The sequence below is a fragment of the Cupriavidus sp. GW822-FHT02D05 genome (genome assembly GCF_058802485.1).
On sequence record NZ_JBXAOE010000020.1, the window covers coordinates 147,504 to 172,772 of the forward strand.

The following is a 25,269-nucleotide window of genomic DNA, read 5'->3' on the forward strand; positions in this document are numbered from 1 at the left end:
TGGCGCACCACGGTGGTGAGCACGCCGGATAGAAGTTTACCCACACGCCCCTGGCTCTGGCCGCCAGGATTTAGTGTTTATCGGACGAAGCCCGTGGCCAGTGCGCGCCGGGAACAGGCGGCGCACCGGCGGCACTAGTAGCAAATCACCGGGGCGTAATACGGCGAGTAGTGCCAGATGATCTGCTGGAATGGCGCATGGCGTCCGTAAGCCACCGTACAGAGCCCGAGCAGGGCAACGCCAGCGATCAGGCATTTGCCCAGCCGCTTCGGCGCGCCCTGGCAGGCGCGCAGCACCCAGAACGCGACGGCGCCGCCCAGAAGCCACCCGGCGATGACCTCGGCCGGTGTATGGGCGCCCAGGCGCACGCGGCTAAAGCAGATCAAGGCCGCCAGCATCAGGCCGAGCACGAAGCCGGCCTGGCGCCACGAGGCCCGGAAGCTGCGCAACAGCGAGCCAAGGAACACGGACCACACCGCCGACGAGAGCATCGCGTGGCCGCTGATCACGCGCATGTCGAAGCGCTCCAGCACCGTGCCGCAGCCGGTGTGCAGCAGCTTGCTGGCCAGCACCAGCGCCGCGGCCGCTGCCAGGCACAGGGCCCAGCGCAGCGCCACCCGCCACCCGGTGCTTTGCAGCAGCCACAGGCCGGTGGTCAGCGCCAGCGGCAGCGTCACCGCGGCATCGCCGAGGTCTGTGATCCGGTACCAGTTCATCGTGTTTCCATCTGCTTGCGTTGGCGTGCGGGCGAGCGCGCCGCTGAGCTCGCCTTCGATCACCTTCATCGATCACCCTCATCGATCACCTTCTATGGCGCTGCCGGCTTCCCTGTTGGCGCCTTCCTGTTGGCGCCTCCCATTGGCCACAATGTATGCCCCTCGCGCGAGGCCAGGGCGGCGCGATGCATGCGCTGTCGGAATACAGCGAACTGTTGGCAGATAGCGCGCGCTGCGCAGCGATACGCTGGCTTCGCCACGGCTGGCTCCGGGACCATGCCATGCGGCAGGAGCCGCGCGCGCCAAGGCAACCGACCGGCAAGACGCCAAGCCTTTCAAACCAGACGACGGGGGTAGTTTCATGCTCAAGATCAGGAAAGCCGTATTCCCGGTGGCCGGCCTCGGCACGCGATTTCTGCCGGCCACCAAGGCCAGCCCGAAAGAGATGTTGCCGGTGGTCGACAAGCCACTGATCCAGTACGCCGTGGAAGAAGCGATGGCCGCGGGCATTACCGAGCTGATCTTTGTGACGGGGCGCAGCAAGCGCGCCATCGAGGATCACTTCGACAAGTCCTACGAGGTCGAGGCCGAACTGATGGCGCGCGGCAAGCAGCAATTGCTGGACCTGGTGCGCAGCATCAAGCCGGCCCACGTCGATTGCTTCTATGTGCGGCAGGCAGAGCCCCTGGGACTGGGCCACGCGGTGCGCTGCGCCAGCAAGCTGATCGGGGACGAGCCCTTCGCCGTGATACTGGCCGACGACCTGCTCGACGCGCGCACGCCTGTGCTCAAGCAGATGATCGAGGTGTTCGACCACTATCACAGCTCCGTCATCGGCGTGGAGAAGATCCAGCCGCAGGATTCACGCTCCTATGGCGTGATCGACGGCAAGCCTTGGGACGACCGCCTCTTCAAGATGTCCGGCATCGTGGAGAAGCCCGCGCCGGAAGTGGCACCGTCCAATCTTGGGGTGGTGGGGCGTTACGTGCTGATGCCCAGCATCTTTGAATTCCTCAACGCGCTCAAGCCGGGCGCCGGCGGCGAGTTGCAGCTCACGGACGCCATCCAGGCGCTGCTGGCGCGCGAACAGGCGCTTGCCTACCGCTATGAGGGACGCCGCTTCGATTGCGGCAGCAAGCTGGGCTACCTGAAGGCCACCGTGGAGTTCGCGCTGCGCCATGCTGAAGTCAGCGCACCGTTCGCGGAGTACCTGCGCACCGAATGCGCCATCGTCGCGCAAGCCCTGGCCCAGGGCAACGACCGGCTGGCGCAAGCGGCAATCTCGACGCCCGGGCTCCAAACCGATGTGCAAACCGATGTGCAAACCGAAGCACAGCACGAAGCGGAAACCGAGAGCGATGCGCGCTTGATTCCGCTGGCCGCCTGACCCTGGCCGACGCCATCCCGGCGCGAAGCACCGGGGCCGTCTTGCAGCCGGCCCCGGTCAGCGGAAATATGCCCTTGTGTTCTCGTGCACCTCGCCATGCGCCAGCAGCTCTGCCGGCGTCATCCAGCAATACTCGCTGTGCTGGTCAGGTTGCCCGAGCGGCGCGGCGCCGGGCATGGTCCACGCATAGGCAAGCACCACGTAGTGCGTGGAGATGCCGGGCTCTGCGGCGAAGTTGTCCGGATAGTGATGTTCGAACACACCGCGCGGCGCGGCATCGCCGCGCTCGACCCCGGTGAGGCCAAGTTCGTCCGCCACGATGCGCCGGAACGCGGCATCCAGGCTCTCGTCCTTGCGGATGCGCCCGCCCGGCACGAACCACGACCCTTGGGCCGGCCGGTTACGGCGCCGGCCAAGCAACACCCGGCCTTGCACATCGGTGACAAGCAGGTCGATCGAGACCAGCGGGGTGTTGGCAACCACGGAGAGAAAATCCGATCTGGCAAGCATTGCGCGCGCGACTCCAAAATCGAAAGACTACCATCTGCTTGAACCTGCCTGAGCCTGCTTGAGCTAGCTACGGTCCGCTTCATTCCGCAGCAAGCGTGCTGCCCCGAAAAAAGAACAGCGCCGGCATGCATGCCGCGCAGGGGGGCCCGGGAACACATCGTTCCGCCTTGGGGCTGGACCGAAACCCGTCGACACGACCCTGCCGGCGCAGAAAGACGCCTCGCCCACCGGGGGATAGGCGAGGCGCAAAGCACGGGCAAGTGGGTCAGACCTGTCCGCGACGTATGGAGCCTACCCGCGGCGAGGTGATTCGAAGGTGGGCTAGCGCACCAGGCGTTGCGCCCGGCGAACGAATGGCGGATGGCGACTGCCTGGCGCACCCAGTGCAGGCTATGCCTTAAAATTCTCCCGCCGCTGCCGTTATTTCACTGGCGGCCGACTGTCACTGGCCGCGCGCCAGATTGCGCCACCGCGCGCGACGATGCCCAGGAATTCCTATGCAATACGACCCGATACAGCTCGCCCAGCTCGGCTGCATCCTTATGGCAGTGCTGTGCACGGCACTTGCCATCCGGCGCAACCGCAAGCGGACCCGTGTCGACCATCGCATCTCCGAACTGGAGCGCCAGCTCCGCGAACGCGCGCCAACGCGCCACGACACGGCGGGCGAAGCGCGCATCTTCGGGTAAAGCCATGGGCTGGGCGCGCGCCCGGCGTGATACATGCCCCACGAAGCACACCGCGGCGCAAATGAGCGCGAGAACAGCGAGGGAAAATAGGGGCTTTTCCCCATACGATGCCCCAACGCTAGTACGTATCATCCGTCGCGTGACAAGTTGCAGCGCATAAGTTATTAAATCCGAAAGCTGGGCCACAAGCGGCTTTGCCGCCTGGAACGACTTGCTTGCCGGTCTTCGCAGCGTGACTCCAGCATTGCCCACACAGGCCATAGAGCCAATGGGGCAGGAGCAACGTGGTGTGGATGTCGCGGGGTGTAAAAGGCCATTCTTCGGAATGGCTTTTTTTATGGGCCGGCGCGTCGATGTGCCGCCCCCCCGCACGGCGTCGTACCGGTCCTTATATACTCGGCCACATCATCAAGTGCCCGCACGGGCCGGGAGAGCGGGCGTGGATCGACTGCAGGCCATGAAGACCTTCGTCACCGTGGTGGAGGCAGGCGGCTTCACCGCCGCCGCGCGCAAGCTGGATATCTCGCTATCGGTGGTCAGCCGCATCGTCAACGAGCTGGAAACGCACCTGGGCGTGCGCCTGCTGACCCGTACCACGCGGCTGGTCCGCATGACCGACACCGGCGCGGCTTACTTCGAGAACTGCCGCCGCCTGCTGAGCGAGATCGACGAAGCCGAACTGGCGGCGACGGGCGCGCACGCGGCGCCGCGCGGCCAGCTTGCCATCACGGCTTCGGTGCTGTTTGGCGCCGCCTACGTGATGCCGATCGTCACCGAATACCTGAACCGCTACCCGGAAGTCGACGCGACCTGCCTGTTCCTGGACCGGATCGTGAACCTGGTCGACGAAGGCATCGACGTGGGCATCCGCATCGGGTCGCTGCCGGATTCGTCGCTGCAAGCCGTGCGCGTGGGCCAGGTGCGGCGCGTGGTGTGCGCGGCGCCGTCTTACCTGGCCAGGCACGGCGAGCCGCAAACCCCGGGCGACCTCGCCGGCCATGCGACCATCCTGCCCAATGGCGCCAGCAACACGGCGGAGTGGCGCTTCAACCGCGACGGCACGCCCGTGGTCACCCGGCTGCAGCCGCGCCTGACCACCACCACCAGTGACTCCGCAATTGCCGCCGCCGTGTCCGGCTTTGGCGTCGTGCGGTTGCTGTCGTACCAGGTGGCCAGGCAGCTGCGCGACGGCTCGCTGCGCATCGTGCTGGCCGACTTGGAGCCGCCGCCCCTGCCCATCAACGTGATCCACCGGGAAGGCCGCCATGCCACGCGCAAGGTCCGCGCCTTCCTGGACCTCGCCATCGAAACGCTGCGCGCGGACAGTACGCTGAACGCACCGGCAAGCTGACGGGGGCGCCAGGCGCCCGGATTCTTCTCGCAACGAGAATAGTGCCTTCTCGCCGGGGCCGTTTTTCGTGCTTCGGGACGCACCTATGATCCATCCACGCACACGGACCGGACACGGCGCAGGCAGGCCTTCTCCCAAGACCCCTTCAAGAACCCTTCGGTCCCTGTGCCAGCTGCCACCGGGCGGCGCCATTCACCCAACACGCCGAGGACCACCGCCATGCAAGTCTACTGCCACCCCCTCTCCGGACACTCGCACCGCGTCCGCCTGTTCCTGTCGCTGATCGGCGCCCATGCCGAAGCAATCGAGGTCGATCTGGCCAACGGCGCGCACAAGGCCCCCGAATTCCTCAAGCTCAACCCGTTCGGCCAGGTGCCCGTGCTGGTGGACAACGACACCGTGATCACCGACTCCAACGCCATCCTGGTGTACCTGGCCAAGAGGTTCGGCAAGACGGACTGGCTACCCGAATCGCCCGCCGGTGCCGCCGCGGTACAGAAATGGCTGTCGGTCGCCGCCGGCGAGATCGCCTACGGCCCGGCCGCCGCGCGCCTCGTCACCGTGTTCGGCGCCCCCTACAACGCCAAGGAAGTGATTGCCCGCGCGCACGTCATCCTCAAGCGTGTTGACGACGCGCTGGCCAAGGGCAAGTGGCTGGCCGCGGGCCACCCCACGCTGGCCGATGTGGCGCTGTACAGCTACATCGCCCGGGCGCCCGAGGGCTTTGTCGATCTGTCGGACTACGCCAACGTCAAGGCCTGGCTGCAGCGCATCGAAGCCCTGCCGGGCTTTGTGGCGTTCAAGCAGACGCCGGCCGGCCTCGCCGCCGCCTGATCGGCACGCCGGTCCGTTAGCCTGGCCATCGATCGCCGCACAGCAAGGAGCATCCGCCATGTCCAGCCAAGCCCATCCATCCGCGCAACCCTGGCACGCCGGCGAGCGTAGCCTGCAGGCTCGCGCAGGCGTTGCCGGGCGCATGGAGGACATCGGGCTGCGCGTGGTGCGCGACTACATGCCCGACCAGCACCGCGAGTTCTTCGCGCAACTGCCAATGGTGGTGCTGGGCGCGGTCGCGCCGGATGGCCGGGTGTGGGCAACGCTGCGTGCTGGGAAGCCGGGCTTCCTGCACTCGCCGGACGCCACCACGCTAAACATCGCCATGGCCCGCGAGCCCGCCGACCCGGCGGACGCCGGCATGGAAGACGGCAGCGCCATCGGCCTGCTGGGCATCGACCTGCTGAGCCGCCGGCGCAACCGCATGAACGGCACGGCCCGACGTGCCACTGGTGCCGCCACTGGTGCCGCCAGTGGCAGCGACGGCGGGCTGCGGATCGACGTGGGGCAGAGCTTCGGCAACTGCCCGCAGTACATCCAGAAGCGTGTGTTCGAATTCACGCGCGCGCCAGGCACGCCCGCCCCGGCGGCGGCGCAGCACTTCAGCGCGCTGGATGCGCGCGCGCGCGCGCTGATTGGCTCCGCTGACACGTTCTTTGTCGCGTCCTACGTGGACCTCGAAAAGGGGGAGCGCCAGGTGGATGTGTCGCATCGCGGCGGCAAGCCCGGCTTTGTCCGGATCGATGCGGACGGCGGCCTGACCATTCCCGACTTTGCCGGCAACCTGTTTTTCAACACGCTTGGCAACTTCGTGGTCAACCCCATCGCCGGCCTCGTCTTCGCCGACTTCAGCACCGGCGAGCTGCTCCAGCTCTCCGGCAAGGCCGAGGTCATCCTGGACTCGCCCGAGATCGCCGCCTTCCAGGGCGCGGAACGCCTGTGGCGCTTCCTGCCCGAACAGATCGTGCGACGCGACGAAGCACTGCCGCTGCGCTGGCAGCCGCAAGCCGATGGCGCATCGCCGAACTCGCTGATGACCGGCAGCTGGGACGAAGCGGCCAGCCGCCAGCGCGCCGCGGCACTGGCCAACGCGTGGCGGCCCTTGCGCGTCGCGCGCATCGTCGACGAAAGCAGCGTGATCCGGTCCTTCCACCTGGAACCCACTGACGGCGCCGGCCGCGTGGCGCATCTGGCAGGCCAGTTCCTGCCGATTCGCGTCACGCTGGCGGGCCATGCGCAGCCGGTGATGCGCACCTACACGCTGTCGGTGTCGCCGGCGGACGATGTGTACCGCATCAGCGTGAAGCGCGAAGGCAGTGTGTCGCGCCACCTGCACGACAACGTCAAGGTCGGCGACCTGATCGACGCCCGCGCACCGTCCGGCCACTTCACCATCGACACCGCCGAGCGCAGGCCGGCCGTGCTGCTGGCCGCAGGCATCGGCGTCACGCCGATGCTGGCCATGCTCCGCCAGATCGTCTATGAAGGCCTGCGCAAGCGCCGGGTCCGCCCGACGTGGTTCTTCCACTCGGCGCGCACGGTGGCTGAGCGCGCATTCAGCAAGGAGCTTGCGACGCTCGCCGAGAGCGCCGGCGGCGCGGTGGAACTGGTGCGCCTGCTGAGCGACCCGAAGGACGCCACGCGGGTCAAGGACTACGACGTGTCCGGGCGCATCGACATCGACCTGCTGCGCGCGCGCCTGCCCCTCGACGACTACGACTTCTACCTGTGCGGGCCAACCGCGTTCATGCAATCGCTCTACGATGGCCTGCGCGCGCTCAGCATCGCCGATTCACGCATCCATGCGGAAGCCTTTGGCGCATCGTCGCTGGTACGCAACCGCGACGCCGGCCGCCCGGCCGCGCCCACGGCCAGGCCCGCGCTGCAGCCCGTGCCAGTCACCTTCGTGCAATCGGCCAAGGAAGCCCGCTGGACGCCCGCCGGCGGCTCGCTGCTGGAGCTGGCCGAGCAGCGCGGCCTGGCGCCGGCCTTCGGTTGCCGCGGCGGCAGCTGCGGCTCGTGCAGCACGCGTGTGCTGCAGGGCGCGGTGGCCTACGCCACAGCGCCGGAGTTCGACGTGGCGCAAGGCGAGGCGCTGATCTGCTGCGCGGTGCCAGCGGCGGTGGATGCCGACGGGAACCAAGCCGTCGTGCCGCTGCAGCTGGATCTTTGAGCCGGTTTGCCAGAAGAACGCGAACGCCGGCGCTAGAACCTTCCCGCAACCCTTGCCAGCACCGACAACGGGCCATGTGCGCAACAGCCAACAAAGAGCCCACAAAGTGGGGCGCCTCCACCAAAACAATCTACAAAAGTTGTTTTTGTATATATTTTAGCTTAGCATAGACCAACGATCGCGCGACAGCGATTGCCCATTCCAACCCTAGAGAGACAGGAAATCCGATGCGTTACGTCCGCTTTATCCTCGATGGCAAGAAACACCTGGGCGCCCGCGAAGGTGACAAGATCCGTATCCTGGGCGAGGCATCGCTCGAATCGCTGCTGGCCGCCGGCGTGGACCTTGAGACGTACGCGTCGCTGCAGACGGGTGGCCGCCTGGTGTCGGAGGCCGACATCACCTTCCTGCCGGTGCTCGAGCATCCCGCCAAGATCTTCTGCATTGGCCTGAACTACGCCGACCACACCAAGGAAAGCAAGTACGAGCAGCCGACCTACCCGACCATCTTCCCGCGCTACGACACCAGCCTGGTGGGTCACGGCCAGCCCATCATCCGCCCGCGCGTGTCCGACACGCTGGACTATGAAGGCGAACTGGCCGTGGTGCTGAAGAAGGGCGGCCGCCACATCGCCAAGGAAGACGCGCTCGACTGCATCGCCGGCTATGCGCTGTTCAACGACGGCTCGGTGCGCGAGTACCAGTTCCTCTCGCCGCAATGGACGGTGGGCAAGAACTTCGACGCCACCGGCGCCTTCGGCCCCGAACTGGTAACCGCCAGCGAAGTGCCGGCCGGCGCCAGGGGCCTGCTGCTGGAAACGCGCCTGAACGGCAAGGTGGTGCAATCCGCCAGCACGGATACCATGGTCTTCGACATCGCCACGCTGATCTCGGTGATCAGCCAAGCCATCACGCTGGAGGCGAGCGACGTGATCGTGACCGGCACGCCCAGCGGCATCGGCTGGGCGCGCGAGCCCAAGCTGCTGATGCGCCCGGGCGACGTGTGCGAAGTGTCGGTGACCGGTTTCGCGCCGCTGCGCAATACCATTGCCGATGAAGCCGAAGCCGGCGGTACCGTCAAGGCAGCCCGGGCCGCCTGACGCCACGCGACCAGCGGAGGAGACAAATGGAAGAAAACAATGAGGCCCGCGAGCGCGAGCCCGCCGTGCATTCGCTCGACCACTACGCACTGACGGTGCCGGACCTGAGCGTCGCGGAGCACTTCCTCGGCGCATTCGGGCTGACAGTCGTCAGGCAAGACGACACGCTGGAAGTGCTCGCTCAGGACGAACGCGTCTGGGCCCGGTTCTTCCCCGGCGAGCGCAAGGCCCTGGCCTACCTGAGCTTCAACTGTTTCGCGGGGGATTTCGAAGGCATCTGCCGGAAGCTGCTCGCCGCCAACGTTACGTTTGCCAGCGACGCCGCCCATGCCACGGCCGAAGGACTGTGGTTCCTTGATGCCGACGGCAACCTGATCCAGGTCAAGGCCGGGCCCAAGACCTCGCCCAGCGCAAAAAGCCCGCTGAAGAACATCCACGGCCCAGCGGACATGCGCGGCGCGACCTTCCGCAACCGGGTCGGCAAGATCCGCCCGCGGCGCCTGTCGCACGTGCTGCTGTTCACGCCGGACGTATCCCGCGCCGTCGCGTTCTACCACGACACGCTAGGCCTGCGCCTGTCCGACCGCTCGGGCGACGGCATTGCCTTCACCCACGCGCCGCACGGCTGCGACCATCACCTGCTGGCCTTCGCCAAGAGCTCGGCGCGCGGCTGGCACCATGCCGCATGGGATGTCGCCAGCGTGGACGAAGTCGGCCAGGGTGCGGGGCAGATGGCGGTCGCCGGCTACAAGGAAGGCTGGGGCACCGGGCGCCATGTGCTGGGCTCGAACTTCTTCCACTACGTGCGCGATCCCTGGGGCTCGTTCTGCGAGTACTCGGCGGACATCGACTACATCTCCGCCGGCCATGCGTGGCCGGCCGGCGATTACGCGCCGGAAGACTCGCTGTACCAGTGGGGGCCGGATGTGCCGCCGTATTTCATTCATAACACCGAGGCGGAGTAGAAGCCGCGCTAGCCATACCGCGAACACCATCACGGGCGGATAGGCCCGCCCGTGATGGTGTTCGTCCGTTCGTCTGATCGTCCTCTTGTCGGCCACCGCCTCCGCTACACCGCAGCCGCCTTCTTCACCCTCGCCTTCCCCGCCCCCGCCGCCTTCTGCGCGGCCAGATGCGCCATGACGAGATCCGTCGTCACCTGGAAGTGTTCATGGAGCAGCCGGCATGCCCTGTCGGCATCACCCTGCACCGCCGCGTCCACAATGGCTTCGTGCTCTGCCATGACATCGCGCTTGCGGCCTGACTGCGGGATGTTCATCGACAGCAGCCGGTACCTCGCGGTCTGGTCGCGGAGCAAGGCGGAGAAACGGCGCAGCCAAGGCGACTCGCATCCCGCAACCAGCGCCGCATGAAAGTCCGAATGGGCGTCTTCCCAGTCCGGGTTCATCTGGCGGCCTTCGCCGGGCATGTGCATCGGAATCCGTTTGAGGCGGTGATGCGCGGCGATGAGCTGCCCCTCCCACTCCACGTTGGCGCAGGCGATGGCGTCGCGCAGCGCTTGCGTCTCGATCTGCTGGCGCACGCGGGTGATGTCGAGCAGTTCGCTCTCGGACAACTCGGCAACGCGAAAGCCCTTCTGGTCGATGGCAACGACGAAGCCCGTGGCGCACAGGCGCGACAGCGCCTCGCGCAGGGGGATCACGCCCGCCTGGTAACGCTCGGAGAGTTCCTTGAGCCGCAGCTTGCTGCCGGCGGGCAGCTTGCCCTGGATGATCTCTTCCCGGACCGTGAGCTCGAGAATGGACGCCCAAGTGCGTCCGCCCATGTCCGTGGCGCCGGGTTCGGCGACGTCCGGCGTTGCGGTGGTGTGCCCTTTGGTTGAGGTAGCCAAGTCATCCCCGTTTCATAGATATTCTGCATTTTATCTATTTTTAAGGGCCACCCGTACCAGCGGGGCCCCGATGATGCACGGGAATGGCGGCTTCAGTCAGAAGATGTGCTTTATCCCCAGCATGGCGCCGAGCTGGTTGCCGCCCGGTGCGACATTGCTGCCTGGCGAGCCGGAACTGACGGACAGGCCGAGGTTGCCCCGGTTGTCGATAAAGCCGGCGGTGCCGTAGACGGAGGTCCGCCTGGAGAAGGCGTAGGTGGCGCGTGCGGCGTACAGCCAGGCCTTGTTGGCGCTGTTGTGATAGCGCAGGTAGAAAACTTCGCCGTCCACGCTGAACGCGGACGTGATCGCGTATGACGCACCGGCGTACCACAGGTCGCTGCGCGGCGTCGGGCTGCCATTGTTGTCGCGCCGGATCAGGCCGGCGCCGATCTTGCCCTGGCCCACGTTGGCGTAGCCGTTGACGGACAAGCGGTCGTCCTTCAGGCCGCTGCTGGCCAGGCCGCCGAACGCGCCCGGGCCGCCACGGATGGAATCGTAGGCCGCGCCCACGCCCCAGGTGCCGGTGTCGTACTTCAGCAGCGCGGACCATTCGCGGCAGGCGCGCTGGTCAGCGGGATTCTCGCCGCCGCAGTTGGTGCCCGACGGGCTGGGGCCGGCATTGACTGCATCGCGCCCGAAGCTGTAGGTGCCGCCGATGGTCACACCGCCGAAGGTGCCTTTGTACGACACGGCATTGTCGGCCCGCGCATTCGGCAGGTAGCTGTCGAGCGACGACGTGCCAAAGGTGTTCGGGCCTAGCATGTCAGCTTCCAGCGTGGACCAGAACAGCATCGTGTACTGCCTCCCGAACGCGACCTGGCCCCAGTTGCCCGAGAGGCCGACCCATGCCTGCCTGCCAAACAGCCGGTTGCCCTGGTTCGATGTACCCGAGTCCGGAGCAAAGCCGGACTCCAGCGCGAACTGCGCCTTGAGCCCGTTGCCAAGGTCCTCGGTGCCGCGCAGGCCCCAGCGCGACGGCACCGTGCCCGCCAGGCTGTTCATGCGGGTCACGCTGTCCTTGCTGGCGCCGATATTGTTGACGTACTCGACGCCGGTATCGATAACGCCATAGAGCGTCACCGACTGCGCCTGCGCGAGCGCAGGAACCGCGGCAATGCACGCGGCCGCTAGCCATCTGGTTTTCATCAGTCTCCTCCTGTGGTTGATTTTTTATTTGGTGCTTCGGACTTTCGTGTGGGTACCGCATGCGGGTGCGAGTTGCCGGAAGCAAAACGCTGGTTTGCTCCCCTCTCCCATGAAATGGGAGAGGGGAGCTACGGCAGCGCTGGATTTAGCCCAGCGATGAATCGACCCACATGAAAGTCTGAAGCACCTTTTATTTGTTGATGCTGCGGCGATGCTGGCTAGACTTCGGCGCTATGCGCAGCGACTACCGTCGCCGCCGCCTCGCTACGGCCGGTAGCCAGCGCGAGCACGGGCCCGGCACCCGCCGAGGCCGCACCGCGCCATGCCACGTGGTGATCCGGGCGGATCAGCACAAGTTCCGCGCCATAGAGCGCGCGCACCGCGTCGTCATCCACGCGGACGACATCGAGTTGCATGCCGTTGCGACGCGCGGCCTGGGTCCACGCGTGGGGATCGACATCCGTGAATGCCAGAAGCGTGAAGTCCCGGCCGAACAGATCGAACAGCACCTTGGCGCCGACCACCGCGTGCGGCGCGCGAGCGCCTGGGTAAGCACTGGGCACGTAGCGGTTGGGATCGTCGGGCGGCGGGGCGGTGGATTCGCTCGCCACAATTGGGCTGCCAGCGTAGCGCACGCCGAGTTGCAAACCCGGGATATTGAATTCCTTGCGCGCATGGCTGGCCAGCGCCTGGCCCAGCGCGGCGCGGGCGCGCTCGCCCGCAGAGCCTGCCTCGCCGACGTCCGTGCCAACGCGGATGTTGCCGATGCTGTCCGCCATGCGCCGTGCGAACGCGGTGTTGCGCAGCGCGATGGGCCGCCGCTCAGTGTCATAGGTGTCGAGCAACGCGGCGGGCGCTGCCCCTTGCGTCACCGCGGCGAGCTTCCAGCCAAGGTTGACGGCGTCATCGATGGACGTGTTGTAGCCCATGCCGCCGGTTGGCGTGAACAGGTGCGCGGCGTCGCCGGCCAGGAACATCCGGCCGGACGACATGCGGTCCGCCACCAGCGTGTAGCCGGCCACCCAGGGCATCATCGCAATCAGGTTGAAGTCAAAGCTGGTGCCGACCACCGCGCGCGCTACCGCCGCCGGGTCGATGTCCCGTGCGTCGCAGCCAGCTTCGAGCTGGATGGCCAGCAGGAACGTCTCGACGCCATCGATCGCGATCAGCAGGCCGCGCTGCTGCGCGTTCACGGCCCAGTATTGCCATGCGCGGTCCTTGCCCAGCGCCGCATAGAGATCCTTGGCGCGCAAGTAGATCGACAGCATCTGCCCGCCAAAGAAGTCGCGCTGCTCGCCGCCCTGCCCGGAGTACGCAATGCCCAGCGACTTGCGCACCAGGCTGCGCGGCCCGTCGCAGCCCACCAGGTAGCGCGCCCTGACCTGCCAGCGCGCGCCGCCGTCGGCCGGCATCACGTCGACGGTGACACCATCGTCCGTTTGCGCAACCGCCATGGCCTGCTGGCCGAGATGCAGCTGCACGCTCTGGTAGCTTGCCGCCTGCTGGCGCAGCACCGGCTCGATATACATCTGCTGCGCGCGGTGCGGGAGTTCGGGCGTCGGCCACGCGCCGTCGCCATAGTCGCCAACCGAGGCACGGGAGCTGGCCTGCTCGCGTGAAGGGATCTTGAACCGGGCCAGCTCGACGCCGGCAATCTGCGTGCAATAGACCACGTCCTGCGGATGCCCGGGAGGCAAGCCCAGCGCCCGGATGGCATCGGCAAAGCCACGACGGCGGTAGTGCTCCATCGTGCGCGAAGATGTTGCATTGGCCTTGGGAAAGGCGGGTGGATCCAGGTCATCTTCCAGCAGGACGCAGCTAACATTGCGGCATCCTAGTTCGATGGCCAGCATGAGCCCGGCCGGGCCACCGCCGATGATGGCAACCTCGGTTTGCACTGTCTTCACGATGGTGTTTCCAATCAGTTGATGGTGGCGCCAGTGCGCTTGACCATGTCCGCGTAGCGCGGCGTGTCCTTGCGCATCCATTCAGAAACCTGTTCGCTGGTGCTGCCTGCCGGGACAAAGCCGAAGGTGGCCATCTTGGCCTTGACCTCGGGCGTATCCAGCGCCTCGCGCACCGCCTTGCCGATGGCGGAGATGCGCTCCGGCGGCGTGCCAGCGGGCGCCAGCAGCGCGACCCAGGTCGAGGCCTCGATGCCGCGTGGGCCGCCGGCTTCCTCGATTGTCGGGACGTCCGGCAACGCGACGGAGCGCTTGTGATCCGCTACCGCCAGCACGCGCAGCTTGCCCGCCTGGATCAGCGGCCCAGCCGTGGCGTATGAGCCCAGCGCCCAGGTGACCTCGCCATTGGCTACTGCGGTGTAGAGCTGTGCGGTGTCCTTGAATGGCGCGTGCAGCATCTGCGTGCCGGTGGCGGCCTCAAGCTGGGCGGCGCCCAGGTGGCCGGGGCTGCCGACCGCCCACGAGCCATACGACACCGCGTTAGGGCCGGCCTTGGCGGCGGTCACGAGCGCGGAGATGGACTTGATGGGGCTGTGTGACGAGACCACGAGGAAAAAGGCGGTCCGGTACAGCCCGGTGACCGGCACGTAGTCCTTCACGGGGTCGTACGGCAGCTTCTTGAACAAGCTGGGATTGATGGCCAGATGGCCAACGTCCGCGATGCCCAGCTCGTACCCGGTGGCCGGCGAGCGGCGAGTGGCCTCCATGGCGATGAAGCCGTTGCCGCCCGGGCGGGCATCGACAATCACCGGCTGGTTCCAGTCCCGGCCAAGCCGGTCGCCAATCATGCGGGAGACGGCATCCGGGCCACTGCCGGCCGGGAACGGGCTAAGCAGGCGGACTGGCTTGGCAGGGAATGTCTCGGCGTGTGCAGGCAGCGCGCCGAATAGGCATGCGGCCGCGGCTGCCGCCGCGAGGGGGCCTCGAATCATCTGTGTCTCCGTCCGGTTTTATCTGGTTTTGATTTTTGTTTTTTCAATGCTTGCTTGACCGGATACTAGACGCGCCATGTAGATGCTGAAAGATGGCAAAATCGCTCCGTCGATGCCTATCGGTTATCACTATGAAACTGCATCACCTGCGCGATTTCATCGCCATCGCCGAAACGCGAAGCGTCAGAGGCGCCGCCCGCAAGCTCGGCCTGTCCCAGCCCGCGCTGACACGCAGCCTGCAAGAACTGGAAGGCGAACTCGGCACACCCCTGCTGGAGCGGCACGCCCGGGGCGTCAGCCTTACCGCTATCGGGCAGGCGTTTTTTAGTCGCGCGCACTCGGCGATGGAGGACATCAGGCGGGCGCAGGATGAGGTGGCGCAGATGCTCGGCACGCAAACGGGCGCGGTCTGCGTTGGCCTGTCGAGTGCGGTGTGGCTGGGCATGGCGGCCGAAGTCCATACGGCCTTCCGCAAGCAATACCCTGGCATTCGCTTGCGCATGGTCGAAGGCTTCTTCTCCACGCTGGAAGCAAGGCTGCAGGATGGCACGCTGGATTTCTGTATCGGCCCGCGGCCGGTGCGTGCCATCGGCGATGCGTACCAGATCCAGTTGCTCTTCCAGAACGAGCGCCTCGTGGTTTGCCGCAAAGGCCACCCCATGCGCGCAGCGAAGCGGCTCAAGGAACTGGTGGACGAAGAGTGGATCCTGACCGGCGTGCGCGAACGCGTCGAAGCCGAGTTCGAGGAACTGTTCAGCAGCCATGGCCTGAGGACACCCGTGGCCATGACGCAGGCGGAATCCATGGTCGGCGTGGCAGTGCTGCTCGGCTCGACCGACGCGCTGGCGGTGCTGCCCAGGCAATGGGTCAACTCGCCGCTGCTATCCCAGGTGATCGAGGCGATCCCCATCAGGGAACGCATCGACGGCCCTGATATCGTCCAGATTTCGCGGGCCGGGGTCCCGCTCACGCCGGCTGCGCAGCAATTGGCCACGCTGTTCGAGCGGGCAGCGGGATACTACACTGCCCGCTCCAAGTAGCGGGTCTTTTGACCTCTGTCGATCAATACGTATTGAACATGCGCTGGAGCTCGCGCGATTCGGTGGTCTTCGTCAGGCCCAGCATCAAGAGGATGCGTGCCTTCTGCGGATTGAGCGTGTCCGAGACGACGAAGCCCTGCTTGTCGTCATCCACCTCGCCGTTGCGGGCCACAATGCCCTGGCCCACGCGGGACGAGCGCACGATGGTGACGCCCTTGCCGTGTGCGGCAACCAGCGCCGGCAACATCCTGGTCGACACGCTGCCATCGCCGACGCCGGCATAAACCACGCCCTTGCTGCCAGCCCCGACGAATGCGTTGAGCGCCGAAGGCGTGACCTCCGCGTAGCTGTAGGCAATATCGACCCTCGGCAAAGCGGTGAGGTTCGTCACATCGAACTCCGTGTCAGCCGTGTTCTTGCGGGTGGACACATGATAGAACTCCGTCCTGCCCCCCTGAATATAGCCAAGCGAGCCCAGTTCCGGCGCCTTGAAGGTGTCCACCGTGAACGTATTCGTCTTGGTGACGTCCCTCGCCCCGAGGATGTGATCGTTCATCACGACCAGCACGCCCTTGCCGACGGCGTTCGGACTCGCCGCCACGGAGACGGCGTTGTAGAGGTTCAAGGGACCGTCCGCGCTATGGGCGGTGGAAGGCCGCATCGAGCCGGTCAGCACAACCGGCTTGCGGCTCTTTACCGTCAGGTTGAGGAAGTACGCCGTCTCCTCCATCGTGTCGGTGCCGTGCGTGACCACCACACCGGCCACATCGGGCTGCGCCAGTGCCGCATTCACTTTCTTGGCCAGGTTGAGCCAGTGATCGACATCCATGTCCGAGCTGTCGATCTGGTAGACCTGCTCGCCGCTGATATTGGCCACCTTCCGCATTTCCGGCACCGCATCGACCAGCCTCTCGATTGCCACCTTGTTGGTCGAGTAGCCGACAACCGTGGTTTTTTCCGCCCCTGTTTCCGCGATGGTGCCTCCTGTTGCGAGGATCACGACGTGCGGCAACGACTTCGTTGCCGCGGGCATGGGTTGGGCCTGGGCTTGCGCCTGAGCACAGTGCATTGTCGAAAACGCGGCAATGACAACAAGCGACCGAATATAGAAAGCGGCTTTCATTTCTGTTCCCTGAATACGTGAATGTCTGAGCGGCTGGCCGGCCTCGCATCGAGTCGATGCGAGGCCGGCCAGCCATGGTGTTCTCCGCCACCATGCCTTGGGGCACCCGCAGAACACCGGTGAAGATCGACTGACAGCAGCCACGCTGATCCGGGCCAGGGGAATGCGCCAAGCGGGTGCCAGCAGTCTTGAGCGGATAGTAGGAGGCACAAAAAAGGACGTGATGCTGGTACCGCATGCCGTCATGCGGATGAGGCATAAATAGGGTAAACGCTAGCCACCGCGCCGGATCGGAGCGGATAGTCTTCCGTGCAGTCGCATCACCGCCGGAGGTATGGACATGGAAGTCAAATGGATCGAGGACTTCATTGCCCTCACGCAGTACCAGAGCTTTTCACGCGCGGCGGAGATCCGCAACGTCACCCAGTCGGGCTTCAGCAGACGCATCCAGGCGCTCGAGCAGTGGGTGGGCGCCGACCTTGTCGACTGGAGCACTTACCCCCCCACTCTCACGCCCGCCGGGCGTCTGTTCGAGGAAGCGGCGGACGACGTCCTGAGCAAACTGGTCGATACGCGCGCCATTATCCGGTCCGAACATCGCATGCCAGGACCCGGCCTTCAGATCGCGGCCGGACACACGATATCCCTGAACTTCCTGCCGGGCTGGTTCAACGCTGTGCGCAGGCATGTCGGCGACCTGCGCGCGCGCGTGATTCCCACCAATGTGCATGACTCCGTGCTCACCCTGGTCAATGGCAATTGCGACCTGATGTTCGCTTACGACCACCCGGGCCTGCCCTTGCACCTGGACCCGGTCAAGTACCCATATCTGAGCGTGGGACAGGATACGTTCATGCCCGTGAGCAAGCCCAACCAGCGACTGGGGCCCTTGCATCGGCTGCCGGGCACGCACGGCCATCCCCTGCCATTGATCTCCTACACCAGCACGAGCTATTTCGGCCGTTGCCTCGCCCTGCTGTTGAGCCGTGCCGACACGCAGCCTATGCTCCGACTCGACTATGAGTCGGATATGGCGGAGGTGCTCAAGAAGATGCTGGTGGCGGGAGAAGGCATTGCCTGGCTACCGAAAAGCGCGATCGAGGCAGAGCTGGCCTCCGGGGCACTGGTCCCCGCCGGCGGCTCGTCCTGGTCCATCGACCTGGATCTTCGCGTGTACCGGAACCAATACAACCGCAACGAACACCTCGATACGCTCTGGCGCTATCTCAGCACGCTCTGAGCGCGCAGGCAAGGGGCGCACGCTCGTTTACCCGAACTATGCGCCGCAGGCATAAGGGCTTGCGGGACTCGCATCACGGGGCCCGCTCCCTTTCGTAGTATCCGTCCATGCACTGACCGCACCGGCCTTCCAAGCCAGGCCCCGGATTCACCGGAGGGGCCGGCGCCGTGCAACAGGCCACGGATTCAGCTCCGGCTGATTCCGGCATGAGACCTCACTGGACGGAGCAAAATGAAAAATCGCCTCACCGCAACCATTCTCGCCGGCATGGTGCTCGGCATCGCCGTCGGCTACGCGTGCCACAACATGGCGCCGGACGCCGACTCGGCCAAAGCCATTGCCGGCTATTTCTCGATCATCACCGACATCTTTCTCCGCCTGATCAAGATGATCATCGCGCCGCTCGTGTTCGCGACGCTGGTCTCGGGCCTGTCCGGCATGGAAGGGACCAGCGATGTGCGCCGTATCGGCATGCGCTCGGTGGGCTGGTTTGTCTGCGCATCCCTGATGTCGCTCACCCTGGGACTGATGCTCGCCAACCTGCTGCAACCCGGCGCGGGGCTGAACCTGACGCCGAGCAGTGCCGATGTCGCCACGGGCCTGAATACGGCTGGCCTCAACTTCAGGGACTTTATAACCCACGCCTTCCCGACCAGCCTTCTCGACGCGATGGCGCGCAACGACATCCTGCAGATCCTGGTCTTCTCGGTGCTCTTCGGTGTTGTGCTCGGCGTGCTCAAGAACGACCCGCGAGTGACGCCGCTTGCGCGCACCGTCGATGCACTGGTGCCCGCGATGCTCAAGCTCACCGACTATGTCATGGCGCTCGCGCCGATTGGTGTATTCGGCGCCATCGCATCGGCCATCACCCTGCACGGGCTCGATGTGCTGACGACCTACGGTAAGCTCATCGGCAGCTTCTATATTGGACTCGCCGTGCTCTGGGCCCTGCTGATCGGCGTCGGCTATGCCTTCCTGGGCCGCCCGATCTGGACGCTCCTGAAGGCCGTGCGCGAACCGGCCATGCTCGCGTTCTCCACCGCCAGCAGCGAGGCGGCATATCCGCGGCTGACCGAGAAGCTCGAGGCGTTCGGCGTCGACAAGAAGGTGGTTGGTTTCACCCTGCCCCTGGGCTATGCATTCAATCTCGACGGCTCGATGATGTACCAGGCGTTCGCGGCGATCTTTATCGCGCAGGCGTTCGGCATCGACATGCCGCTGTCGCAACAGATCCTGATGCTGCTGGTGCTGATGGTGAGCAGCAAGGGCATGGCTGGCGTTGCACGGGGTTCGGTGGTGGTGGTTGCCGCCGTCGCGCCGATGTTCCACTTGCCGCCGTCCGGTGTCGTGCTGATCCTTGCGATCGACCAGGTGCTGGATATGGGGCGTACCGCAACCAACGTCATCGGCAACAGCATCGCCACCGCGGCCATTGCGAAATGGGAAACGCGCCGGGCCACGCGCAACGAGGAACAAAGCTTCGACAGCTTGCAGGGGGAAGTGAAATGACTACGACACCTGATGCGCAAGGCCGCCGCTCCTTTGGCGTGATCGGTGGTCTTGGCGCACTGGCTAGCGCCGACGTGTTCTTCAAGCTGATCAAGTCGACGCCTGCACGCAACGATTCGGAGCACTTCGACATCGTCCTGGAGCAGCATCCGTTTCGAAACGCGAGCCTCACCACGGCCGCGACCACGGAGCGCAAACTGTACATCTTCGACATGATTCGCGCCTTCGAGCGGCGCGGCATCGATGCGGTGGTGCTGCCCTGCTTTCTCAGCCACACCTTCATCGACGAGCTGGCGGCGAACTCTCCGCTCCCCATCATCAACATGATGGAGGCGCTGCACAATCATGTGCGGCGCAAGTTCCCGACGCTCCGGCGCATAGGGGTGCTCGGTTCGGACTACACGCGCAGCAAGCATCTGTTCGAGCGCTACTTCGCCAGTCCGGAGTTCGAGGTATTGCACCCACGGATTGAAGGCGGCGTGGATCGCGTGACGCGCGCGGTGTATGACGCCGACGGCATCAAGAGCGGAAACCTGCGTGGCCGCCCTATCGAACTGTTGCGCGATGCCTGTGGCGACCTGATCGGCCAGGGCGCGCAACTGATCCTGCCCGGCATGACCGAGATATCCCTTGTGCTCGACGAAATCGGGCCCCTGCCGGTGCCGGTTGTCGACTCGAATCTCGCCTATGCGCAGTACGTGGTTTCAGGTCGGTATGCGGCGCCCGGGAAACAGTTCAAGGTCGGCGTGGTGGGCGGCGTCGGTCCTGCTGCTACCGTTGACTTCATCCAGAAGATCGTACGCCATACGCCCGCGACGCGCGACCAGGACCATATCAAGCTGCTGGTCGAGCAGAATCCGCAAATTCCGGATCGCACCGAGAACCTCGTCGGCGAGGGACCCGACCCGACGATTTCCCTGTATGCCACGTGCAAGAAGCTGGAGGCGGGAGATGCCGACATCGTTGCCATTCCGTGTAACACGGCGCATGCCTTTGTCGAGCGCGTGCAGCCCTATCTCAATATCCCGATCGTCAATATGCTGACGGTCACCGCGGAGTCCTTGCGCAAGGCGTTTCCAGGCCTGCACAAGGTCGGCGTACTGGCCACGTCCGGCACGGTGGCCAGCGGCGTGTACAGGAAAGCCCTTGAAACCCATGGTTTCGAGCAGGTCGTGCCAGGCCCCGGCCTCCAGGCTCGCGTGATGCATGCCATCTACGGTCCTCATGGTGTCAAGGCCGGCTTTACGACTGGCGAATGCGTCGACGACCTTGTCGCGGCGGTCGAGGAAATGGCGGCCCGCGATGTCGAAGTCGTCATCCTGGCCTGCACCGAATTGCCCTTGCTCCTGCCGCAGGCGCAAATGCGCTGTGCCAACGGCCGCGTCATCACGCTGATCGACCCGACGGATGTGCTGGCAAGACACTGCGTCGCCTGCGCGATGGGTGACGCCAAGCCCAATCCGTGAGATTGCACGCCGGTGCCCCCCTTCCGGCATCTCCACCCCAACGAGCATGTCAACCTGGGGCAGGGCACAAACGATGTCTACCCCGCCACGCTGAGGGTGGCCGCCTTAATCCACCTTGTTGAACAAGCTGCTCCCATGGTCGTGCAGCAGGGCAATCAGCCGGCCGGCCGCCGGCGATAGCGCCACATCCTTGCGATAGGTCACGCCAAAATTGCGCACCAGCGTGGTCGCCGCCAGCGGCACCTCCTCCAGTTGCCCGCCGCTTGCGCGCAAGGTGCGCCGCGAGACAAAGGTCAGTAGTTCGGTGTTGGCGACCACGCGCGGGATCAGCGGGATGGAGTTGGTCTCGATCTGCGCCACGGGCCGGGGCAGGTCGCGCGATTCGAAGGCATGGTCCAGCCAGGTCCGGCTGGCCACTGCGCGGTTGGGCAGCGCCCACTGATAGCCGGCGAGCTTGTCCAGCGTGACGCGCCGGGTCTTGAGGATCGGATGGCCCGCCACCGCGGCCACCACCACGGTGTCCTTGAGCAGCGTCTCGCAGTGAAACTCCTCTTCCTCCTCGGGCACGAAGCCCAGCACCAGGTCCAGCCGCCCCTCCCGCAGCTCGTCGCGCAGCTCGTAGTTGTTGCGGATGGTGAGCTGCAGCATCACGTTGGCGGCTTGCCCGAGCAGCATGCTGCAGATCCGCGGCAGCAGGTATTCCGCACCGAGCGGCCCGCTGCCAAGGCGCACGGTGCCGGCCACGCCGCGCGCGATGGCGCCCACCTCGTCGCGCAGCAGGTCGGCCTCCTGCAGCAGCGACGTGGCGCGCGCGCGCAGGGCGATGCCGGCCGTGCTGAGCTTTTGCCCTCTGCCCTCGCGCTCGAACAACTCGGCGCCAAGCGACGCCTCCAGCCTGTCGATGGCCTTGGTGAGCGTGGGCTGGCTGCGGTGCACCAGCTCGGCCGCGCGGCGGAAGTTGCCCGCGCTGGCCACGGCAAGGAAGTACTTGAGATCGCGAAGGTCCATGGGAGCGTGCTGCCGGGGCAGTCCTGACTGATTACTTTTTTTGAACAGATGCCAAAAATTATAAGCTGGACGGAAACTATTGAGCGAGCAAGAATTCGGCATCGCACTGGGCCTTTGCCCAACGCCTTGATCAGCCTGAGCGCCATGCCAACTACCGTACTCGTCACCGCCCCCCGCCTGGCTCCGGCCGGCGTCCGCCTGCTGGAAGCAGCGGGCGCGCGGATTCTCTACCTTACCGATGCGAACGGCGCCAACGAGGCTGGCGAGGTGGCCCGCACCCTCGCTGCCGAGCCCGTGGACGCCGTCATCTCGCGCACGGTCGCACTGAGCGGCGCCGCCATCGCGGCATGCCCCACGCTGAAAGTCATTTCCAAGCACGGCGTGGGCGTCAGCAATATCGATGTGCAAGCCGCCACCGCGCGCGGCATTCCCGTCTATGTCACGCCCGGCGCCAACGCCCAGTCGGTCGCCGAGCTCACGCTTGGCCTGATGTTCGCGGCGGCGCGGCGCGTGACGTGGATGGACCGGGAGCTCCATGCCGGCCGGTGGTCGCGCGCGCAGGATGGCATCGAGCTGCACGGCCGCACGCTGGGGCTGGTTGGTTTCGGGCAGGTCGCCCAGCGCGTGGCCACCGTCTGCCTGGCGCTCGGCATGCCGGTGGTGGCGTTCGACCCGGCGCTGGCCGGGCGCGCCAGCCCTGTTGCAGGCGTGGCGCTCGCCGATTCCCTCGACGCGCTGCTTGCCGCCAGCGACGTGCTGAGCCTGCACGTGCCCCTGAACCAGCACACCCGCAACATGCTGGCCGCGCCGCAGTTCGCGCGGATGCGGCGCGGCGCCATCCTGATCAACACCGCGCGCGGCGAGGTGGTGGACGAGGCCGCGCTGGTAGCCGCGCTGCAAAGCGGGCAGCTCTACGCGGCCGGGTTGGACACCATGGCCATCGAGCCCCTGCCCGCGCACAGCCCGCTGGCCGCGCTGGACAACGTGGTGCTCACGCCCCATGTGGGTGGCTCCACGCCTGCGGCGCTGGCCACGATGGCAAGCGATGCCGCGCGCAATGTGCTCGGCTTCCTGCAAGGCAAGCCGCCCGCCGCCACCGCCTGCGTCAACCCGCAGGTGCTGGCCGTCCTCGGCGCGTAACACCACACCCCACACAACAGCAAGACACCAGGAACGCTGACATGAGCAACGAAGCCACCCAGGCATGGCCCGCGGGCTACCGGATCAACCCTTGCGCCGCCGGCCCCGCGCCAGACATCGTCGCGGCCTTCCGGGAGATGCCGGTGGCCGCCATTGGCGATGCCATGAGCCGCAACATCGGCACCATCGGCCTGCGCCCGTATCACAGCCGCCCCGACACCGTGCTGTGCGGGCCGGCCGTGACCGTGCGCGTGCGCCCGGGCGACAACCTGATGATTCACAAGGCGCTGATGATGGTCCGCCCCGGCGATGTGCTGGTGATCGACGGCGGTGGCGACATCACGCAGGCACTGGTTGGCGGCCTGATGCGCACCACGTGCGTGGCCAAGCAGCTCGGCGGGCTGGTGATCGATGGCGCCGTGCGCGACGTGCTGGAGTGGGCCGACGACGGCATGCCCATCTTCGCGCGCGGCCACACCCACCGCGGCCCGAGCAAGGACGGCCCCGGCGAGGTCAACGTGCCGGTGTCATGCGCCAGCATGGCCGTGATGCCAGGCGACCTGATCGTGGGCGACGCGGACGGCGTGATCGCGGTGCCGGCAGCCGAAGCCGCTGACGTCCTGCAGCGCACCCGCGCCCACCTGCTGAAGGAAGCAAAGATCCGCGCCGACAACGCCGCCGGCACCTCGGACCCCGAGCGCTTCGATGCCGCGCTGCGTGCCAAGGGACTGCCGGTCTGAATCCGGCAGGGCACGCCCGCAGGGATACCTAGAAAAACAGGAGACAAGACATGCAACGACGCCATTTCCTCCAGGCCAGCGCCGCCATGACGCTAGTCGCCACGGGCCTTGCCCAAGCGCAAGGCCCGTGGCCACAAAAGCCGATCCGCCTCGTCGTGCCCTTCCCGCCGGGCGGAGGCACCGACACCACCTCGCGCCTGATCGCCGAGAAGCTGACCCTGAGCGACCAGTGGACGCTGGTAATCGACAACAAGCCGGGCGCGGGCGGCAACATCGGCCTGGACGCGGTAGCCAAGTCCGCGCCGGACGGCTACACCATCGGCATGGGCCAGGCCGCCAACCTGGCGATCAACCCCGCGCTGTACCCGAAGATGCCGTTCGATCCGTTGAAGGATTTCACGCCCGTTGCCGGCGTGGCGGAGCAGCCCGTGGTGCTGGTGGTGCGCCAGGATTCCCCGCTGCGCACGCTGGCCGACTTCATCAAGGCAGCCAAGGCGCGCGACGGCGACATGGGCATCGCGCAGGCCGGCAACGGCACCGTGGGCCACCTGGCCGGCGAGATGCTGGCGCGGCGCGCGCTTGTGCGGGTGCTGCAGGTGCCGTACAAGGGCGCCGGCCCGGCCATGACCGACCTGCTCGGCGGGCAGGTGGACGCCTACTTTGGCAACGCCGTCTCCGTCATGCCGCAGCTATCCGCCGGCAAGATCCGCGCGCTGGCGGTGACCTCGGCCAAGCGCCTTTCCTCGCTGCCATCCGTGCCAACGGTGGCCGAGCAAGGATTCGCCGGTTTCGAAGCCGCCACCTGGCTGGGCCTGGTCGGCCCCGCCGGCCTGCCGGCCGACATCACCGCACGCCTCAGCGCGGCGACCATCAAGGTGCTGGCGCGCCCGGACGTGCAGCAAAAGCTGGCGCAGGAAGGCAGCGTGCCCACGCCCCAGACCTCGCCGCAATTTGCCGCCCACATCCGCGCCGAACACGCCAAATGGGGCGCGCTGATCCGCGAGACGCAGATCAAGCTGAGCTGACAGCCCCAACCTGCAGGTATGTGAACCGCCGAGTTCTTGCGAGCGCCCGCCCTCTCCCCCGGCCCCTCTCCCACAAGTGGGAGAGGGGAGCCAACCAGCGGGACCAGAAACGACACGGTCAGACAAACGATTCGGTTCGGCCGTGTTTCCCGCCCCAAGGGGCGGGAAACACCCACGGCGATGCGAAGCGAGCCGTGGAGGTTCACCAAGGCCGTATGGGGCGCCTCGGGATTCGGCGAAAAGAGCGGAAAAGAGGGACCCATGTCTGAGTATCGCCTTAAG

General features: G+C 66.2%; 22 protein-coding genes. 14 read left to right on the forward strand and 8 right to left on the reverse strand.

Annotation, left to right across the window (positions count from 1 at the left end; translation table 11 throughout):
- Nucleotides 1-134: 134 nt before the first annotated feature.
- Nucleotides 135-785, reverse strand: coding sequence for a phosphatase PAP2 family protein (locus tag AC1RQK_RS25700; protein ID WP_492811807.1), 651 nt, complete (start codon nucleotides 783-785; stop codon nucleotides 135-137).
- Between the two features lie 292 nt (nucleotides 786-1,077).
- Between AC1RQK_RS25700 and galU the strand changes: the two genes are divergently transcribed.
- The gene (gene galU / locus AC1RQK_RS25705; RefSeq protein ID WP_492811809.1) at nucleotides 1,078-2,103 is read left to right on the forward strand and encodes a UTP--glucose-1-phosphate uridylyltransferase GalU; all 1,026 of its coding nucleotides are present in this window, start codon (nucleotides 1,078-1,080) and stop codon (nucleotides 2,101-2,103) included.
- Nucleotides 2,104-2,160: 57 nt separating this feature from the next.
- Here the strand turns inward: galU and AC1RQK_RS25710 are convergent, their stop codons facing one another.
- Nucleotides 2,161-2,613 (reverse strand): GDP-mannose mannosyl hydrolase, encoded by a 453-nt coding sequence (locus AC1RQK_RS25710; RefSeq protein ID WP_492811811.1) that lies wholly within the window; start codon nucleotides 2,611-2,613, stop codon nucleotides 2,161-2,163.
- A 497-nt stretch (nucleotides 2,614-3,110) separates the two neighbouring features.
- Between AC1RQK_RS25710 and AC1RQK_RS25715 the strand changes: the two genes are divergently transcribed.
- The 6 genes from AC1RQK_RS25715 (at nucleotide 3,111) to AC1RQK_RS25740 (ending at nucleotide 9,725) form a co-directional block, all read left to right on the forward strand.
- A complete protein-coding gene (locus AC1RQK_RS25715; RefSeq protein ID WP_492371828.1) occupies nucleotides 3,111-3,302 on the forward strand; it encodes a hypothetical protein in 192 nt (63 codons plus the stop codon).
- Nucleotides 3,303-3,741: 439 nt separating this feature from the next.
- Nucleotides 3,742-4,653: a LysR family transcriptional regulator gene (locus tag AC1RQK_RS25720; RefSeq protein ID WP_492811813.1), complete on the forward strand. Its 912-nt coding sequence runs from the start codon at nucleotides 3,742-3,744 to the stop codon at nucleotides 4,651-4,653.
- 219 nt (nucleotides 4,654-4,872) lie between these two features.
- Complete coding sequence (locus tag AC1RQK_RS25725) at nucleotides 4,873-5,487, forward strand: glutathione S-transferase family protein (RefSeq protein ID WP_492811815.1); 615 nt, start codon at nucleotides 4,873-4,875, stop codon at nucleotides 5,485-5,487.
- A 58-nt stretch (nucleotides 5,488-5,545) separates the two neighbouring features.
- Nucleotides 5,546-7,660: a 2Fe-2S iron-sulfur cluster-binding protein gene (locus tag AC1RQK_RS25730; RefSeq protein ID WP_492811817.1), complete on the forward strand. Its 2,115-nt coding sequence runs from the start codon at nucleotides 5,546-5,548 to the stop codon at nucleotides 7,658-7,660.
- A gap of 227 nt (nucleotides 7,661-7,887) precedes the next feature.
- Nucleotides 7,888-8,760, forward strand: a complete 873-nt coding sequence (locus AC1RQK_RS25735; RefSeq protein WP_492811819.1) for a fumarylacetoacetate hydrolase family protein — start codon at nucleotides 7,888-7,890, stop codon at nucleotides 8,758-8,760.
- A gap of 26 nt (nucleotides 8,761-8,786) precedes the next feature.
- Nucleotides 8,787-9,725, forward strand: coding sequence for a VOC family protein (locus tag AC1RQK_RS25740; RefSeq protein ID WP_492811821.1), 939 nt, complete (start codon nucleotides 8,787-8,789; stop codon nucleotides 9,723-9,725).
- Between the two features lie 104 nt (nucleotides 9,726-9,829).
- Here the strand turns inward: AC1RQK_RS25740 and AC1RQK_RS25745 are convergent, their stop codons facing one another.
- The 4 genes from AC1RQK_RS25745 to AC1RQK_RS25760 all read right to left on the reverse strand — a co-directional run bounded on the left by AC1RQK_RS25745 (nucleotide 9,830) and on the right by AC1RQK_RS25760 (nucleotide 14,696).
- Nucleotides 9,830-10,612 carry a GntR family transcriptional regulator gene (locus AC1RQK_RS25745; RefSeq protein WP_492371834.1) on the reverse strand — a complete coding sequence of 261 codons (783 nt, stop codon included), beginning with the start codon at nucleotides 10,610-10,612 and terminating at the stop codon, nucleotides 9,830-9,832.
- Between the two features lie 96 nt (nucleotides 10,613-10,708).
- Nucleotides 10,709-11,800 (reverse strand): porin, encoded by a 1,092-nt coding sequence (locus AC1RQK_RS25750; protein ID WP_492371835.1) that lies wholly within the window; start codon nucleotides 11,798-11,800, stop codon nucleotides 10,709-10,711.
- 218 nt (nucleotides 11,801-12,018) lie between these two features.
- Nucleotides 12,019-13,707: an FAD-dependent monooxygenase gene (locus tag AC1RQK_RS25755; RefSeq protein WP_492811824.1), complete on the reverse strand. Its 1,689-nt coding sequence runs from the start codon at nucleotides 13,705-13,707 to the stop codon at nucleotides 12,019-12,021.
- A gap of 14 nt (nucleotides 13,708-13,721) precedes the next feature.
- Nucleotides 13,722-14,696, reverse strand: a complete 975-nt coding sequence (locus AC1RQK_RS25760) for a Bug family tripartite tricarboxylate transporter substrate binding protein (protein ID WP_492811826.1) — start codon at nucleotides 14,694-14,696, stop codon at nucleotides 13,722-13,724.
- Between the two features lie 131 nt (nucleotides 14,697-14,827).
- Between AC1RQK_RS25760 and AC1RQK_RS25765 the strand changes: the two genes are divergently transcribed.
- Nucleotides 14,828-15,736, forward strand: a complete 909-nt coding sequence (locus AC1RQK_RS25765; protein WP_492371838.1) for a LysR substrate-binding domain-containing protein — start codon at nucleotides 14,828-14,830, stop codon at nucleotides 15,734-15,736.
- Between the two features lie 22 nt (nucleotides 15,737-15,758).
- Here the strand turns inward: AC1RQK_RS25765 and AC1RQK_RS25770 are convergent, their stop codons facing one another.
- Nucleotides 15,759-16,805: a type II asparaginase gene (locus tag AC1RQK_RS25770; protein ID WP_492811842.1), complete on the reverse strand. Its 1,047-nt coding sequence runs from the start codon at nucleotides 16,803-16,805 to the stop codon at nucleotides 15,759-15,761.
- Nucleotides 16,806-17,199: 394 nt separating this feature from the next.
- Between AC1RQK_RS25770 and AC1RQK_RS25775 the strand changes: the two genes are divergently transcribed.
- The 3 genes from AC1RQK_RS25775 to cuyB all read left to right on the forward strand — a co-directional run bounded on the left by AC1RQK_RS25775 (nucleotide 17,200) and on the right by cuyB (nucleotide 21,074).
- Nucleotides 17,200-18,099 (forward strand): LysR substrate-binding domain-containing protein, encoded by a 900-nt coding sequence (locus AC1RQK_RS25775; protein ID WP_492811828.1) that lies wholly within the window; start codon nucleotides 17,200-17,202, stop codon nucleotides 18,097-18,099.
- A 231-nt stretch (nucleotides 18,100-18,330) separates the two neighbouring features.
- Nucleotides 18,331-19,608, forward strand: a complete 1,278-nt coding sequence (locus AC1RQK_RS25780) for a dicarboxylate/amino acid:cation symporter (protein WP_492371840.1) — start codon at nucleotides 18,331-18,333, stop codon at nucleotides 19,606-19,608.
- Nucleotides 19,605-21,074: a cysteate racemase gene (gene cuyB / locus AC1RQK_RS25785; protein ID WP_492811831.1), complete on the forward strand. Its 1,470-nt coding sequence runs from the start codon at nucleotides 19,605-19,607 to the stop codon at nucleotides 21,072-21,074. The genes AC1RQK_RS25780 and cuyB overlap by 4 nt, the downstream gene beginning before the upstream one ends.
- A 105-nt stretch (nucleotides 21,075-21,179) precedes the next feature.
- Here cuyB and AC1RQK_RS25790 read toward each other — a convergent pair whose 3' ends face one another.
- Nucleotides 21,180-22,184 (reverse strand): LysR family transcriptional regulator, encoded by a 1,005-nt coding sequence (locus AC1RQK_RS25790; RefSeq protein WP_492371841.1) that lies wholly within the window; start codon nucleotides 22,182-22,184, stop codon nucleotides 21,180-21,182.
- A 42-nt stretch (nucleotides 22,185-22,226) separates the two neighbouring features.
- On the opposite strand from AC1RQK_RS25790, the gene AC1RQK_RS25795 reads away from it, so the two are divergent.
- Genes AC1RQK_RS25795 through AC1RQK_RS25805 form a run of 3 tightly spaced genes read left to right on the forward strand, consistent with a single transcriptional unit; the run spans nucleotide 22,227 to nucleotide 24,987 of the window.
- Nucleotides 22,227-23,222, forward strand: coding sequence for a hydroxyacid dehydrogenase (locus tag AC1RQK_RS25795; RefSeq protein WP_492371842.1), 996 nt, complete (start codon nucleotides 22,227-22,229; stop codon nucleotides 23,220-23,222).
- A 41-nt stretch (nucleotides 23,223-23,263) separates the two neighbouring features.
- The gene (locus AC1RQK_RS25800; protein WP_492811833.1) at nucleotides 23,264-23,962 is read left to right on the forward strand and encodes an RraA family protein; all 699 of its coding nucleotides are present in this window, start codon (nucleotides 23,264-23,266) and stop codon (nucleotides 23,960-23,962) included.
- A gap of 50 nt (nucleotides 23,963-24,012) precedes the next feature.
- Nucleotides 24,013-24,987: a Bug family tripartite tricarboxylate transporter substrate binding protein gene (locus AC1RQK_RS25805; RefSeq protein WP_492371844.1), complete on the forward strand. Its 975-nt coding sequence runs from the start codon at nucleotides 24,013-24,015 to the stop codon at nucleotides 24,985-24,987.
- The last annotated feature ends 282 nt before the right edge of the window (nucleotides 24,988-25,269 follow it).